The organism is Synechococcus sp. MIT2312, assembly GCF_059772315.1.
In genome coordinates, this window is record NZ_CM186281.1 from 1,175,755 (window position 1) to 1,188,830 (window position 13,076).

Below are 13,076 nucleotides of genomic sequence, written 5' to 3' on the forward strand. Positions count from 1 at the left end.
CGCGATCAGACTGCTGCTGCGGCGGCGGGAGTGGCAGCGGCAGCGGGTTGCTTCAGCAACGGGAATCCCAGCGCCTCCCGCTCAGCCAGCCAGGCCTCGGCAACCTTGCGCGCCAGGTTGCGGATGCGGCCGATGGTGGCCGTGCGCTCCGTCACCGAGATCACGCCTCGAGCCTCGAGCAGATTGAAAGTGTGGCTGCACTTGAGAACGAAATCCAGTGCAGGAGCAGGCAGGTTGTTGTCGATCAGGTCCGCCGCTTCCGCCTCATAGATCGCGAACAACTGCTTGAGGCGCTCAGGGTTGGAGGCCTCAAAGTTGAAATGACACTGTCCTTTCTCAAAAGGAAGCCAGATGTCGCCGTAACTGCGCTCGGCATTCCAGCTCAGATCCCAGATGCTTTCCACGTCCTGCAGGTACATGGCCAAACGCTCAAGCCCATAGGTGATCTCAATCGACACCGGCTTGCAATCGATGCCGCCGCACTGCTGGAAATAGGTGAACTGAGTCACCTCCATGCCATCGAGCCACACCTCCCAGCCCACCCCCCAGGCACCCAGTGTTGGCGACTCCCAGTTGTCTTCCACGAAGCGGATGTCGTGATCAGCAGCACGGATCCCCATCGCTTCCAACGAGGCGAGGTAGGTCTCCTGAATGCCATCCGGAGAAGGCTTGATCAGAACCTGGTACTGGAAATAATGCTGTGCTCGATTGGGATTGTCGCCATAGCGACCATCGGTGGGGCGACGACAAGGCTCGGGATAAGCCACGGCCCATGGCTCCGGTCCGATCGCTCGCAACACCGTGTGCGGACTCATGGTTCCTGCGCCCTTTTCCGTGTCGTAGGGCTGCAACAGCAGACACCCCTGCTCGGACCAGAACCGGTTGAGAGTGCTGATGATGTCCTGAAAATGCATCCGTGCGCTGGAGCCAATCCGATGCATTCTCGCGTCAGAGCCGCCTGGGCAGCTCAGCTCAGGGAAAGGCAGCGACGCAGATGGGCGATCGCGTGATGGCGATGGGGATGACTGCGCCCCGGGCCCATGGTGCCCAGCCAGAAACTGCCATCACCCTGAAAGACCAGAACGGGTTTGCTGGCTCCTTTGCCGTGGGTTTCCAGCAGCGACATGCACAGCTTTTCGGCCACCTCTGCCCCCCTGGGGCGAGAGCGCAGACGGCGCAGAACCGGATCCACCTGAGAGAACGAAACGAAGGTGGCCTTCTGTGAGTCGGTGACCAGGATCATCCCGTCCAGCCACTGGACTTCATCCAGCAAATCCTCAATGGAGGACAGCAGAGACGGCAATGGAAAGGCCATGCGTTTCTCCCCCGCTTCTTAATCATTCCTTCATAGTTCATCGGTCTCACCTGTCGCAAGCGAGGTGCGTCGGGGGATGAAGGGTTCAGGCCCAAACGGTGAGAAGGCCCATCAGGCCTCCTGCCACTGGGCGATGGCAGGCTTCGCGGAAACCGGCATCGAGAGCCAGCTGTTGCTGAACAGCACCATCGGGGAAACGCTTCAGGCTCTCCTCCAGATAGGCGTAGTGCTCGGCAAGACCAGCCCGAGATGCAACAGGAACCACCACTCTGCGCAGGTAAGTGCGTTGGAACACAGCCGCAGCGGTGCCAGATGGCAGTCGGTTGAAATCCAGCAGACCGGCCCGGCCTCCATCACGCAGCACGCGCCGAAGCTCCCGCAGGCCCGCGGCTGGGTCGGCAAGATTTCGTAATCCATAGGCCATCAAAACCCCATCGGCGCAGGCATCCGACATCTCCAGATTCAGAGCATCACCCTGTTGCCAATGCACCGGCAGCCAGGGTTCGCGCGCTGATCGTTGGGCCGCAATCGCCAGAGGTGCAGCAGCCGCATCCACACCAACCACGCTGCCTCCAGGTCGCAAACGGCGTGCCAAAGAGAGGGCTAAGTCACCCGTTCCGCAACAAAGATCCAACCATTGCTCTCCAGGCTGTGGTGAGAGCTGCAGCAGCATCTCTCGCTTCCACAGCCGATGCAGCCCGAGACTGAGCCAGTCGTTCAGCTTGTCGTAGCTGGGCGCAGCATCATTGAACAACTGTTCAACGGCTTCAGCATCGCCGGGCTTCAAAGCGTCAGGCCACTGAGCGTCATGACCATCACCGTGGCGAGTCCGACGGCGGCTGAACACACCATGCAGCCGGCCAGCATGAGCGAGAACTCGCCCTGATCCATGGCGGCTTGCATCAACTGAAGCGCCCAGCCGACAAGAGCGACCACCACAAACACCAGCAAGATGCCAAGTGGCAGCACCCAACTCGTTGGGATCAAGGGCTGAACAGAAAAAACCGTCAGTGCCTCAAACGTGGAAAGCAGGAGATGCACTAAGGAAATCCAGCCGCGCAGAACAGTTCTTTACACATTAAAAGAAGTCAGGCCTCAAGAGGCCGGATCATCAGGCCTCGGCTGAGCAAATCGGCCTTGATCGCCTCAACGGTGAGGATTCCGTCATGAAGGAGGGATGCCAACAGTGCAGCGGATGCCTGGCCGCCATCCGGTCCATCGTCGAGCGCTGCAGCGATGTGATCAAGACAACCAGCGCCTCCGGAAGCGATCACAGGCACAGGCACAGCCTGAGCGACCGCCCGCGTGAGCTCGAGGTCATACCCCGCCTGGGTGCCATCACCATCCATGGATGTGAGCAGGATTTCACCGGCTCCGAGTTCAGCCACTCGGCGCGCCCAGGCGATCACATCCAGGCCGGTGTTCTCACGACCACCCTTCACATAGACATCCCAGCCACCTGCCTCCCGGCGACGAGCATCAATCGCCACAACGATGCACTGACAACCGAAGCGATCCGCTCCTTCCTTCACGAGCTCCGGCCTTCGCACTGCTGAGGAATTGAGACTGACCTTGTCAGCTCCCGCCCGCAACAGCTCGGTGATGCCCTCCACGGAAGTGATGCCACCACCAACCGTGAACGGAATGGTGACCTCTTCTGATGTTCTGCGGACCATCTCCACCAGGGTGGCTCGGCCCTCATGACTGGCCGCGATATCGAGAAACACCAGTTCATCAGCACCGGCCTGGCTGTAACGGCAGGCCAGCTCAACCGGATCTCCCGCATCGCGTAGTCCGACGAAATTCACCCCCTTCACCACGCGCCCCTTGGCGACATCAAGGCAGGGAATCAGGCGCAGGGCGACCATGGCATTCGATACACGGCTGTTAAGGTGCAACGTCTTTCCAAGCCTTGCAGGTCATGCTGGGAAATGTTCTCAATCTGATCAAGCGATTAACCGGCTCAGAACCTCTTCCAACTCCGAAACTCGAGTCGATTGAGGTTGGAAGCAAAGTTCGCGTCACCCGGGTTCGTGATCGCATTCCCCAGGACATGGTTGACCTGTTGAAAAGTGATGCCTTCGGCACCGTCACCGAATTCCGCACGGTCGATGGCAAAGGCATTGGAGTGGTCGTGGAGCTGAGTGATGGGTCCAGCTCCTGGTTCTTTGAAGACGAGATCGTTGCTGCCTGAGGCCTGAATCCGTGAGTGACGCCCGACAGCTGCTCGGCATGAAAGGTGCCAGTGGCACCACCAACATCTGGAAGCTGCGTCTGCAGCTGATGAAGCCGGTCACCTGGATTCCCTTGATCTGGGGGGTTGTCTGCGGCGCTGCTGCGAGTGGGAACTACGAATGGCGTCTTGATCACGTGCTCGCCGCAATCGCCTGCATGGTGATGAGTGGCCCCCTGTTGGCGGGTTACACCCAGACCATCAACGACTACTACGACCGCGAAATCGACGCGATCAATGAGCCTTACCGGCCGATCCCATCCGGCGCGATCTCACTGGGACAGGTCAGGCTGCAGATCTGGGTGTTGCTGCTGAGCGGAATAGCTGTGGCCTGGGGTCTCGACCAATGGGCGAATCATGAAATCCCAGTGCTCTTTCTGCTGGCTGTGGGCGGATCTTTGGTCAGCTACATCTATTCCGCTCCTCCCCTCAAGCTCAAGCAGAACGGCTGGCTCGGCAACTACGCCCTCGGTGCGAGTTACATCGCGCTTCCCTGGTGGGCAGGCCAGGCACTCTTCGGTCAGCTCACCTGGGCGACCGCTCTGCTCACCCTGGCTTACAGCCTCGCTGGGTTGGGAATCGCCGTTGTGAACGACTTCAAAAGCGTGGAAGGAGATCGTGCCCTCGGGCTTCAGTCACTTCCGGTTGCATTCGGAATTGGCCCCGCAAGCTGGATCAGCGCTGGAATGATTGATCTGTTTCAGCTGCTGATGGTTGCGGTGCTGATCGCGATCGGGCAGCATTTCGCTGCTGTTCTGCTTGTGCTGCTGATCGTGCCCCAGATCACCTTCCAGGACATCTGGCTGCTGCGCGATCCCGTGGCCTACGACGTGAAGTATCAGGCGAGCGCGCAGCCTTTTCTGGTGCTCGGAATGCTGGTCACCGCTTTAGCGATTGGTCACAGCCCTCTGACCCAAGGCATGTGATCCGCACCCGTCGTCATTGGATTCTGATCGGCGGTTCAGCCATTGTGATCGGCAGTGGTGTGGCTCTGGCGCAATCTGCCGTTGTGAGTGCATTCGACGCCACGCTCCCCGATGCGCGTGGCATCAGCCGTTTCAACAGGCCCGGCACGATTACCCTGCTGGCCAGTGATGGGGCGGTGATCCAGAAGCTGGGGCCTGCAACCAGAGAAAAAATCAAACCCGGGGAGATGCCCCTGCTGGTGAAGCAGGCGTTCATCGCCGCCGAAGATCGACGCTTCTACGAGCACAACGGCGTTGATATCTGGGGAATCGGCCGGGCTCTGGTGCGCAACGTGCGCCAGGGAGCCGTGCGTGAAGGCGCCAGCACGATCACCCAGCAACTGGCACGAACAGTGTTCCTCAGCCAGGACCGCACGATCACGCGCAAGATCAAGGAAGCTGCCCTGGCCTACAAGCTCGAACGCCAGCTCAGCAAGGAGCAGATCCTTGAGCAATACCTGAACTATGTGTATCTCGGCGCCAGCGCCTACGGGCTGTCCGATGCCGCCTGGGTGTATTTCTCCAAGACACCCAATCAACTCAACCTGCAGGAAGCGGCACTGATTGCCGGCCTGCCCCCAGCTCCATCGGTGTATTCACCGCTGGTGAATCCTGATCTGGCCCTGGAGCGGCGAAGCATCGTGCTGAACAGGATGCAACAGGCTGGCTTCATCACCGCAGGCGAAGCCGAGCGGGCACGCACCAGCCCACTCGATCTCGAACCAGCCATTCCCAAATATTTCAACAGCTCAGCGCCTTACTTCACCAGCTGGGTGGCCCAGCAATTGCCTGAGCTGCTGACCCCTGAGCAAATTGAGGTTGGAGGTCTGAAGATCCGCACCAGCCTCAATCTCAACTGGCAGAAGAAAGCCCAGCAAGTGGTGAGGAAGTTTGCCCCGTTCAACACCGAGGGGGTGATCGTGTCGATGGAACCAGGCACAGGCCTGGTGCGCGTGATGGTGGGTGGCAAGAACTTCAGCAGCAGTCAATTCAACAGAGCAACCCAGGGCCTGCGCTCGCCGGGATCCACCTTCAAGCTCTTTCCTTATGCCGCCGCCCTGAGTTCGGGAGTGAAACCGGAAGACATCTTTGTGGATGCTCCTCGCTGCTGGTCGGGCTACTGCCCCAAGAATTTCAAAAACAAATACTTCGGCAACATCTCACTGGCCGACGCCCTCAAGAATTCGCTGAACACGGTGGCCGTGCAGCTTCAGGACAAAGTCGGCTTCGACTCGATCATCGGCACCGCAAACAAGCTGGGCATTGGCAATGAGCGCCCTCTGGGCAAGTACTACCCGATGGCCATCGGTGCCTATGAGCAGACCGTGCTCGACATGACTGCCGCCTATGCCGCCGTGGCCAATCGCGGGGTTTACGTGAAACCGATGGCCTTCGAAGAAATCCGCGGGCCTGAGGGCAACGTGCTCTGGAGCAGACGCATCGATGGTGAGAAAGGGCGTCGGGCCCTCGACAGCGAAGTGGCCGATGCCATGAACTGGATGCTGCAACGGGTGGTGACGGGGGGAACGGGTGCTGCAGCCCGGCTCGATGATCGCCCTGTGGCTGGCAAAACCGGCACCTCGGAAGGAGCCCGGGACCTGTGGTTCATCGGTTCAATCCCACAGCTCACCACCGCGGTCTGGTTCGGCTACGACAACAACGCCGAAACCAACAGCAGCAGCGGCGAGGCCGCGTGGGCCTGGAAACAATTCATGACCCAAGTGAAAGGCAGCTACAACGTGCAGAACTTCCCTCCCAAACCGGTGCTCAACCGCCCCTTCACAGGGCCGAAAAAGCAGAACCGCACCACAACGGGAGCCACAGCCACCGATGACAATGGGGACCAGCCATTCAGCAGCGGCGAAGCACCGACAACCGACAAACCAGCCACACCGCGAAGGCGCTACATCGCTCCGGCGGGTGGCCCGCCTGTGGATGAAAACTTCAGGCCGCTGCCGGTGCAGTGATCACAGCGGCATAAAAGCCATCGCCTCCACTGGGATCAGGCCAGCGCTGCTGTTCTGAGTTGAGCACGAGATCAGGATGGGCCTGCAGCCAGCCGTGGATCTGTTCGGTGTTCTCTGAAGGGTGGATGGTGCAGGTTGCATAAACCAGACGTCCACCCGGTGTCAGCAAAGATCGAAGTCCATCCAGAAGCTCGATCTGCAGCTTCAGCAATTCAGCCACCGACTCTTCGGTGACTCTCCAGCGAGCATCGGGATGGCGCGCCAACGTGCCCAGGCCTGAACAGGGTGCATCCACAAGAATCCGGTCAAATCGGCCCCTCCACTCCGGTCGCTCCTGCGCCAGCCGCGACGCATCGCAGGCCAGTGCCTGAATACTGCTGCAGCCCAGCCGCGCCGCATTCGCGGCCACGCGCTGCAAGCGACCGGGCGAACGATCCACAGCCCAGATCTCTCCCCCATCACCCATCAACTCAGCCAGATGGGTGGCTTTGCCACCCGGAGCAGCACAGGCGTCCAGAACGCGCTGACCAGGGCAGGGATCGAGCAACGGAGTCACCCACTGAGCCGCACGATCCTGGACGCACCAATAGCCTTCGCTGAAACCGGGCCACCTGCGCAGATCACCGGATGGCTCCAGCACCTGAAGCCCATCCGGGCAGCCTGCGATCGGAGCTGTTGCAATGCCGCGTTCGGCAAAGAGTGCTGCTGCACGATCGGGCGTTGAACGCAGGCGGTTCACGCGCAGATCGAGGGGCGGAACCTGATTGAAGGCTCTGGCAACGCGCTCAGCCTGTTCTGGGCCACACCACTGGAACAGCCCACGGCTGAGCCATAACGGCAGCGACTGCTCCTGGGCCAGAGCAGCCGCCGGCTCCGCAGGCAGAGCCAACACTTCGCCAGCCTCGCGGGCTCGCAATGCTGAACGCAACAGTCCATTCACCACCGGTGCCAGACGCGCCAACTTGCCCTGCTTGGCCAGCTCCACCGTGGTGTTCACGGCAGCGGAGGCAGGAACGCGCTCCATCCGCAGCAACTGGTAGAGGCCGATGTGCAGCAGCCAGCGCAAACGCGGCGGCTGCTTGCGGGCAGGCACTTTGCCCAAGCGATCCAGCCAGCCATCAAGCCACTGACGCCAGCGAATCGCCCCGTAGGACAGCTCCGTGACAAATCCACGATCGAGAGTCGTCAGAGGCCGGCGACGCAGAGCCCGCTCCAGAGCCACATCCGCGTAAGCCCCTGCCGCAACCGCCTCAAGAACGTCCCAGGCAACACGACGGGAGAGCAGAGCATCTCGGGAAGACGATTCAGCAGGTTGAGCCATAGATGGGCATCGCTGGCTTCAATCATCTGCCAGCAACCTGCAGAGGCAGGGCCAAGGCGCCAGCAGCAGGACAGGATTCAGCCTGAGACAACAGGCTTCAAAGACAACCCCCCAACCCTTCAATAAAAATCAGCGCGAATAGCAGAAATATTGAAAATCGCTTCAAAAAAGAAACCCAACTTCACTAAAAACGTCGATCAATTTGAAAAAAGATCTTGTTTATTTGCGAAAGCATAAGAATCACACATTTCAATCTTAGTTCGGCTCAAGACTCTCTTTGATACCAAGGTCACGTCCAAAAATTGCCATGCTTTCGTCCACCTCTGTCGCGACACAATTCGGCGGTGAACGTGCAACCAAGCAACCCGTGAAACTGCGGTCCGGATATGCAGGCTCAGCAGAAGCAGCCGATGTCGACATGGCGATTCAAGAGGCCTACAAGCATGTGTATGGCAATGCACATGTCATGGATTGTGAGCGCTCAATCTCCCTTGAAGCTGAATTGCGCGATGGACGGATCACCGTGCAGGAGTTCATCCGGGGCCTCGCCAAATCTGACTTCTATCGCAAAAACTTTTACGACTCCTGCTCTCCCCAGAGAACCATCGAACTGGATTTCAAACATCTGCTGGGCAGGCCACCTCATGATCAAAGCGAAGTGTCCGAATCCATTCAGATTCAGGCTGCAAAAGGACACGATGCGCTTGTGGACTCTCTGATTGACTCCGAGGAATACAGCCAATCCTTCGGAGCGCATGGCGTGCCCTTCGTGCGCTCCTGGCAAAACCAACCTGGATCAGCCCAGTCGGCCTTCAACCGCACTGCCGCAGTCTCTCTGGGTTACGCCTTCAGCGATAAAGCCATGGGAACAGGCTCCAGGCTTGGCAATCAACTGGCGACTGGGCGCGCCAGCAGAATCGCGTTTCCTGCCTCCGCCAGGCTCCAGTTGATGCGGATCTCCAGCAGCTGGAGAGGCAATCAGCCACCACGCTGGGCCACCCGCGTCGCAACGGTGTTCGTGATCGCAGGCGTGATCGAAGTCACGCGTTTGGTGGTCACCGTGGCCTACAGCGCCCTGAGCAACTGACCCATCTCGGCGAGCTGCCCTTCATCAGGTGACCACAGAAACCTTTTGAGGGGCAAACGGCCTTCTTGATCCACAGGAATCCCCTCAGCGATCAGAAGCTCCCGCTGTATCCAGTCGGATCCCTCGCGACTCAGGCTCATCGAGATACGGCCTTGGGCATTGACCACACGCTGCCAGGGAATGCACGACGGCAGACTCAAACGGCGCAGAGCCCAACCCACCTGGCGGGCACAGCCATAGGCACCAATCCAGTCCGCAACCTGGCCATACGTGGACAGGCGGCCCTCAGGGATGAAGGCAACCACAACGCTCACCCGCTGATCAAACGCGCGTCGCTGTGGAGACGTCATCACCCGCCGTCGACCTGACAACCAATCAGAGCACCAGCGGCACCCCCGACAGGCACACCGAACCAACGCCCGTTGCCACGCGACAGGGCAGCTCCGAGACCAGCTCCGAGCAGACCACCGATCACGCTGCCCTCAACGCAACTGTTGGTGTCTGCGTTGGGTTCCTGCCATGCAGCGCGCCGAGCCAGGCCATTCGGTCGATACAGATACTCACGGCTGTTGTCGTAGACACGGCCGTCGTTGTAGACACGCTGGCTGTTGTAAGCGCGATGGCCATGGTCGTAGCGGCCGTTGTAGCGGCCGTTGTAGCGGCCGTAGTCGTCGCGGCTATAGAAGCCTCGAGCGTGATCACCGCGATACTCATGCGCCAATAAAGGAGTTGCCGTGATCGGCAACAGGGCAGCCAGCGTCAGCATCGCCGACAGTCTCACCGGAACAGGCTGATTCATGGTGACTTCATGCATGGGCATAGCCATCCTGTTGAGGCCCACCTCTGAAGAGGTGACTGACCATCGGCGACCCTGCATCCAGATATGACTGGGCTCAGCCAGCTGCTCCAAACAGCGCTCCAATCAAGGCCAACAGCTTGCGCCAGGCAACGACAACAGGGGAATTGAGCAACCAACCCAAAAGCAGCCAACACCAACCCAGCACCTATGCGTTGCAGGATTCGGAAATTCTGGAGCTGCTTGCTGGCTTGCCTCAATCAACGATGGGGCGCCGCTATGGCTTCGCCTTCCAGTTGATGGCCACCTACGGCCTCCGAGCCGCTGAGCTGCGTTACCTGCAAGTCCGCAATCAGGAGAGCGAGCTCTGGCTGCGTGCAGGACGCCATGGCACTGAACACAGGGGGCGCAGCCAGGAATCCTGCAAGCTTGAAGCTGTACCGGTTGTGAACACCCACGGCATCACTCAGGAGTGGAATCTGGTGGGCCGAGTCGCCCTGGGCGAGCGACTGCCACCTCTCGGCAGCGACTCGGAAGCAAGTCAGCACCTGGAGTCGTATCTCAACGACAGGCCTGTCTGGCGAGAGGTTCAGAACAAAGCATGGCGATCAGGAGAGCAGGCCATGAGTGACAGCTTCAGGCAGCGCTACGCCTGCGCAGCCAAGCGCCTTTGCAGTGCAAATCAGAGTATTGATGAACAGCTCTGATCGGATCAGTCGAGATCGTTTCAGCATCACATCGGCATAATGGTGGATGACAACACCGGTCTCAACAATGCCAGAACCAAGCAATATCCAACGTGTCGAGTTGATTAACTACAAAAACGACGCTGGAAAGGAACTTTTGGGTCTTGGCGTTGAACTCTCTGATGACCCAGAAGGCGGGATCAAAGTACGCATCTTGATGGATCCGCAAGTGGTGAGCGGCGTCACCGTCACTCCACTCCAACAAAGCAGTTGCTGCGGATAAATCCATCATCTCAACCGACCCAATCAGGCGGTTCAGGGTTGAGCTCTTTCAACAAGAGTTCAACCATTGGCAACGATTTTATTCGGCCTTGAACGAGAAGCAATTTCCACAAGACGACACATCAATCGTCTTCCCAGCCAGAAAAAATCCTCCTCCAGACAGTGACTCCTGATAGTCGATCACCATTTCAGAAAACAACCGGACTTGCTCCGCCTTGGAGTAGAGCGTCACTCCAGATTCCCTGGAGATTGGCTCGCCTGAATGGCGGCCTGCCTTGAACACAATCGCGTAATCCGAACAGCCTCCAGACACCACTTCGGCGTGCATTTCACCGGGGCTGCCGGCAACAGCGGATTGACGCATGAGCTCCAGAGCCGCATTCGACGTCAAGATCGTGCCCATCCCAGATCCCTCACTCTGATTAGTGCTACCAGCTGAAGCCGCCTTCAGCCGCCGGCCATGACATGGGCTTTTGTAGCAAATGCAACGAGGTGTCAGCAGGATGCCAATGCGGCTTGCATGCAAATCTGAGCAATGCCCCCGTGGCTGCCAGCAAGCCTCCGCGCCTGCAGCTCTCTCAGTGATGCCGATCCTTCCCCGCAGATTTCAGCGTCTGAAGCAGGTTCTGAACTGCCGGATGGCGGATCTCACCGTTCTGGTGGAGCACGTGGAAAAGCCCCACAACCTCTCGGCCATCCTGCGCAGCTGTGATGCCGTGGGGGTTCTGGAAGCCCATGCCGTCAGTTTCAGCGGACGGCCCCGCACCTTCAACAGCACTGCCCAGGGCAGCCAGCGCTGGGTGCCGCTGCATGACCATGCGGACATCGGCAGCGCCGTACGCCAGCTCAAAGAGCAAGGTTTCCGGCTGTATGGAACCAACCTGGGCGTGAATGCGCGCGACTACCGCGACTGCGACTTCACAGGCCCCAGCGCCTTCGTTCTCGGAGCGGAGAAATGGGGGCTGACCGAAGACGCCACGGCATTGATGGATCAGGCGGTCTTCATTCCAATGCGTGGCATGGTGCAGTCGCTGAATGTGTCAGTGGCCACGGCCACACTTCTGTTTGAGGCGCTCAGACAACGCCAGGCAGCTGGGCTCGCCCCCCTTGAAGGTGAAGGAATTCCTGCACATCAATACGCCGCCCTGCTGTTTGAGTGGTGCTACCCGGAGGTGGCGAGCTGGTGCCGAGAGCAAGGCCGCAGCTATCCGGCCCTCTCAGACGACGGTGAAATCCTCGAGGAGATGCCGCGCACAGCCAAGCTGCGCTGCTGAACCGAATCCAGGTCTCTAAGACCTGATTCAGAACGGCATCAACACATCCTTGCTGCCTTGCCTGCGCTCCATCACGGGATGGTTGCGACGCGCTGCAGGCAGTCTCAGGGCAAACACCAGAGCCAGCAGCTCCAGCGGCAGGCTGCGGCCGATGAACAGAACCACAAGCCCAAGGGCGATCGCCAACATCTGTTCCAGCAGACCGATCACATCATCGGGGTTACTGCGGCCCGATACCCACAGCGTCACCATCAGCGTCAGCAGAGCGAGCGTGGCCCAGAACGGCATGGTCTGATCGGTTCCGTTGGTTTATTTTGCCGCGTCCCGCCCCGTGCTGCTCACCCAGGCTTCAAGACCCTCACCCAGAAACGACAGACCCAGCACCAGCACGAACATCGCCAGACCTGGATAGAGGGCCGTCCACCACACACCGGTGGGCACAGCCGCAAGCGCGAGATTGAGATCACTGCCCCATTCCGGCACCGTTTCCGGCAGACCCAAGCCGAGAAAGCCAAGGCCACCCAGCACCAGCACCGCATCGGCCGCGTTGAGCGTGAGCAGCACCGGCACCGAGGTGATCACGTTGCGCAGCAGGTAACGGCGCAGGATCCAGACCGGGCCGGCACCGAGCGTGCGCGCTGCCTCCACAAACAACTCGGCTTTCACCTGGGCTGTCTGGTTGCGCACCACCCTGAAGTACTGGGGGATGTACACCACGCACAACGCCGCAGCGGCGTTGGGAACCCCACGCCCCAACAGAAACGCCAACACCACCGACAACAACAACACCGGCAAGGTGTAGAGCGTGTCCATCAGCAGCACGAGCACGCGATCCACGGCTCCCCCCAGATAGCCGCTCACCATGCCCAGGGGCACACCGATCACCAGCGCGAAGGTCACGGCCAGGAGCACAACCTGCAGGGCCACACCGCTGCCCTGCAAGGTGCGCACGCAAACGTCACGTCCCAGACGATCGGTGCCGCACCAATGCGCCATCGAGGGAGGCGCGTAGATGGGATTGTCCAAGCCAGCATTGGGATCCGGCAGCAGGCCAGCCGCCAACAACACAGGTGTAAGCAGCGCCACGAGGCCATAGATCGCCACGATCACCAGGCCCCAGCGGGCCATGCGAGCCGAAAGGCTGGGACGG

Annotated in this window: 18 protein-coding genes; 6 read left to right on the top strand and 12 right to left on the bottom strand. The window is 59.8% G+C overall.

From position 1 onward, the window contains the following. Positions 1 to 5: 5 nt before the first annotated feature. The 5 genes from glyQ to hisF form a co-directional block, all read right to left on the bottom strand. Positions 6 to 914 (bottom strand): glycine--tRNA ligase subunit alpha, encoded by a 909-nt coding sequence (gene glyQ, locus AC6EI9_RS06910; protein ID WP_498469744.1) that lies wholly within the window; start codon positions 912 to 914, stop codon positions 6 to 8. A gap of 53 nt (positions 915 to 967) precedes the next feature. Continuing rightward, entirely contained in the window at positions 968 to 1,315 is a 348-nt protein-coding gene (locus tag AC6EI9_RS06915; protein WP_067094159.1) for a hypothetical protein, read from the bottom strand. An 85-nt stretch (positions 1,316 to 1,400) separates the two neighbouring features. Beyond that, positions 1,401 to 2,102, bottom strand: a complete 702-nt coding sequence (gene ubiE / locus AC6EI9_RS06920) for a bifunctional demethylmenaquinone methyltransferase/2-methoxy-6-polyprenyl-1,4-benzoquinol methylase UbiE (protein WP_498469745.1) — start codon at positions 2,100 to 2,102, stop codon at positions 1,401 to 1,403. Beyond that, positions 2,099 to 2,302, bottom strand: coding sequence for a hypothetical protein (locus AC6EI9_RS06925; protein WP_498469746.1), 204 nt, complete (start codon positions 2,300 to 2,302; stop codon positions 2,099 to 2,101). Before AC6EI9_RS06925 ends, ubiE begins: the two co-directional genes overlap by 4 nt. A 101-nt stretch (positions 2,303 to 2,403) precedes the next feature. Beyond that, positions 2,404 to 3,183, bottom strand: a complete 780-nt coding sequence (gene hisF / locus AC6EI9_RS06930; protein ID WP_498469747.1) for an imidazole glycerol phosphate synthase subunit HisF — start codon at positions 3,181 to 3,183, stop codon at positions 2,404 to 2,406. Between the two features lie 77 nt (positions 3,184 to 3,260). Between hisF and petP the strand changes: the two genes are divergently transcribed. The 3 genes from petP to AC6EI9_RS06945 are packed head-to-tail and all read left to right on the top strand — an operon-like array spanning position 3,261 to position 6,480. After that, a complete protein-coding gene (petP, locus tag AC6EI9_RS06935; RefSeq protein ID WP_066907168.1) occupies positions 3,261 to 3,509 on the top strand; it encodes a cytochrome b6f subunit PetP in 249 nt (82 codons plus the stop codon). An 11-nt stretch (positions 3,510 to 3,520) separates the two neighbouring features. Next, the gene (gene chlG, locus AC6EI9_RS06940) at positions 3,521 to 4,474 is read left to right on the top strand and encodes a chlorophyll synthase ChlG (protein ID WP_498469748.1); all 954 of its coding nucleotides are present in this window, start codon (positions 3,521 to 3,523) and stop codon (positions 4,472 to 4,474) included. Continuing rightward, complete coding sequence (locus AC6EI9_RS06945) at positions 4,471 to 6,480, top strand: transglycosylase domain-containing protein (protein WP_498469749.1); 2,010 nt, start codon at positions 4,471 to 4,473, stop codon at positions 6,478 to 6,480. Before chlG ends, AC6EI9_RS06945 begins: the two co-directional genes overlap by 4 nt. Here the strand turns inward: AC6EI9_RS06945 and AC6EI9_RS06950 are convergent. Then, positions 6,458 to 7,801 (bottom strand): 16S rRNA (cytosine(967)-C(5))-methyltransferase, encoded by a 1,344-nt coding sequence (locus AC6EI9_RS06950; RefSeq protein WP_498469750.1) that lies wholly within the window; start codon positions 7,799 to 7,801, stop codon positions 6,458 to 6,460. The genes AC6EI9_RS06945 and AC6EI9_RS06950 overlap by 23 nt on opposite strands. A 367-nt stretch (positions 7,802 to 8,168) precedes the next feature. Here AC6EI9_RS06950 and AC6EI9_RS06955 point away from each other — a divergent pair, with 367 nt between their 5' ends. Continuing rightward, complete coding sequence (locus tag AC6EI9_RS06955; protein WP_498469751.1) at positions 8,169 to 8,888, top strand: phycobilisome rod-core linker polypeptide; 720 nt, start codon at positions 8,169 to 8,171, stop codon at positions 8,886 to 8,888. On the opposite strand, the gene AC6EI9_RS06960 is transcribed toward AC6EI9_RS06955, so the two are convergent. Both AC6EI9_RS06960 and AC6EI9_RS06965 read right to left on the bottom strand, forming a co-directional pair. Then, positions 8,867 to 9,238, bottom strand: coding sequence for an MGMT family protein (locus AC6EI9_RS06960; protein ID WP_498469752.1), 372 nt, complete (start codon positions 9,236 to 9,238; stop codon positions 8,867 to 8,869). The two genes, AC6EI9_RS06955 and AC6EI9_RS06960, sit on opposite strands and share 22 nt — an antisense overlap. After that, entirely contained in the window at positions 9,238 to 9,687 is a 450-nt protein-coding gene (locus tag AC6EI9_RS06965) for a glycine zipper 2TM domain-containing protein (protein WP_498469753.1), read from the bottom strand. Before AC6EI9_RS06965 ends, AC6EI9_RS06960 begins: the two co-directional genes overlap by 1 nt. 137 nt (positions 9,688 to 9,824) lie before the next feature. Between AC6EI9_RS06965 and AC6EI9_RS06970 the strand changes: the two genes are divergently transcribed. After that, a complete protein-coding gene (locus tag AC6EI9_RS06970; protein WP_498469754.1) occupies positions 9,825 to 10,391 on the top strand; it encodes a hypothetical protein in 567 nt (188 codons plus the stop codon). A gap of 61 nt (positions 10,392 to 10,452) precedes the next feature. On the opposite strand, the gene AC6EI9_RS06975 is transcribed toward AC6EI9_RS06970, so the two are convergent. Together AC6EI9_RS06975 and AC6EI9_RS06980 are read right to left on the bottom strand one after the other, a co-directional pair. Further along, positions 10,453 to 10,662 carry a hypothetical protein gene (locus AC6EI9_RS06975; RefSeq protein WP_498469755.1) on the bottom strand — a complete coding sequence of 70 codons (210 nt, stop codon included), beginning with the start codon at positions 10,660 to 10,662 and terminating at the stop codon, positions 10,453 to 10,455. Between the two features lie 69 nt (positions 10,663 to 10,731). Continuing rightward, a complete protein-coding gene (locus AC6EI9_RS06980; RefSeq protein ID WP_498469756.1) occupies positions 10,732 to 11,055 on the bottom strand; it encodes an AIR synthase in 324 nt (107 codons plus the stop codon). Positions 11,056 to 11,236: 181 nt separating this feature from the next. Here AC6EI9_RS06980 and trmH point away from each other — a divergent pair, with 181 nt between their 5' ends. Further along, on the top strand, positions 11,237 to 11,926 hold the full coding sequence (trmH, locus tag AC6EI9_RS06985) for a tRNA (guanosine(18)-2'-O)-methyltransferase TrmH (RefSeq protein WP_498469757.1): 690 nt from the start codon (positions 11,237 to 11,239) through the stop codon (positions 11,924 to 11,926). A 27-nt stretch (positions 11,927 to 11,953) separates the two neighbouring features. On the opposite strand, the gene AC6EI9_RS06990 is transcribed toward trmH, so the two are convergent. After that, entirely contained in the window at positions 11,954 to 12,214 is a 261-nt protein-coding gene (locus tag AC6EI9_RS06990) for a hypothetical protein (RefSeq protein WP_498469758.1), read from the bottom strand. Between the two features lie 21 nt (positions 12,215 to 12,235). Further along, positions 12,236 to 13,054 (bottom strand): ABC transporter permease, encoded by an 819-nt coding sequence (locus tag AC6EI9_RS06995; protein ID WP_498469959.1) that lies wholly within the window; start codon positions 13,052 to 13,054, stop codon positions 12,236 to 12,238. Between the last annotated feature and the right edge of the window lie 22 nt (positions 13,055 to 13,076).

What these genes read in the sequence shown, in the direction of transcription:
- glyQ (WP_498469744.1), bottom strand. Translation starts at nt 914, where the DNA reads ATGCATTTTCAGGACATCATCAGCACTCTCAACCGGTTCTGGTCCGAG.
- AC6EI9_RS06915 (WP_067094159.1), bottom strand. Translation starts at nt 1,315, where the DNA reads ATGGCCTTTCCATTGCCGTCTCTGCTGTCCTCCATTGAGGATTTGCTG.
- hisF (WP_498469747.1), bottom strand. Translation starts at nt 3,183, where the DNA reads ATGGTCGCCCTGCGCCTGATTCCCTGCCTTGATGTCGCCAAGGGGCGC.
- AC6EI9_RS06950 (WP_498469750.1), bottom strand. Translation starts at nt 7,801, where the DNA reads ATGGCTCAACCTGCTGAATCGTCTTCCCGAGATGCTCTGCTCTCCCGT.
- AC6EI9_RS06960 (WP_498469752.1), bottom strand. Translation starts at nt 9,238, where the DNA reads ATGACGTCTCCACAGCGACGCGCGTTTGATCAGCGGGTGAGCGTTGTG.
- AC6EI9_RS06965 (WP_498469753.1), bottom strand. Translation starts at nt 9,687, where the DNA reads ATGAATCAGCCTGTTCCGGTGAGACTGTCGGCGATGCTGACGCTGGCT.
- AC6EI9_RS06975 (WP_498469755.1), bottom strand. Translation starts at nt 10,662, where the DNA reads ATGATGGATTTATCCGCAGCAACTGCTTTGTTGGAGTGGAGTGACGGT.
- AC6EI9_RS06980 (WP_498469756.1), bottom strand. Translation starts at nt 11,055, where the DNA reads ATGGGCACGATCTTGACGTCGAATGCGGCTCTGGAGCTCATGCGTCAA.
- trmH (WP_498469757.1), top strand. Translation starts at nt 11,237, where the DNA reads ATGCCGATCCTTCCCCGCAGATTTCAGCGTCTGAAGCAGGTTCTGAAC.
- AC6EI9_RS06990 (WP_498469758.1), bottom strand. Translation starts at nt 12,214, where the DNA reads ATGCCGTTCTGGGCCACGCTCGCTCTGCTGACGCTGATGGTGACGCTG.
- AC6EI9_RS06995 (WP_498469959.1), bottom strand. Translation starts at nt 13,054, where the DNA reads ATGGCCCGCTGGGGCCTGGTGATCGTGGCGATCTATGGCCTCGTGGCG.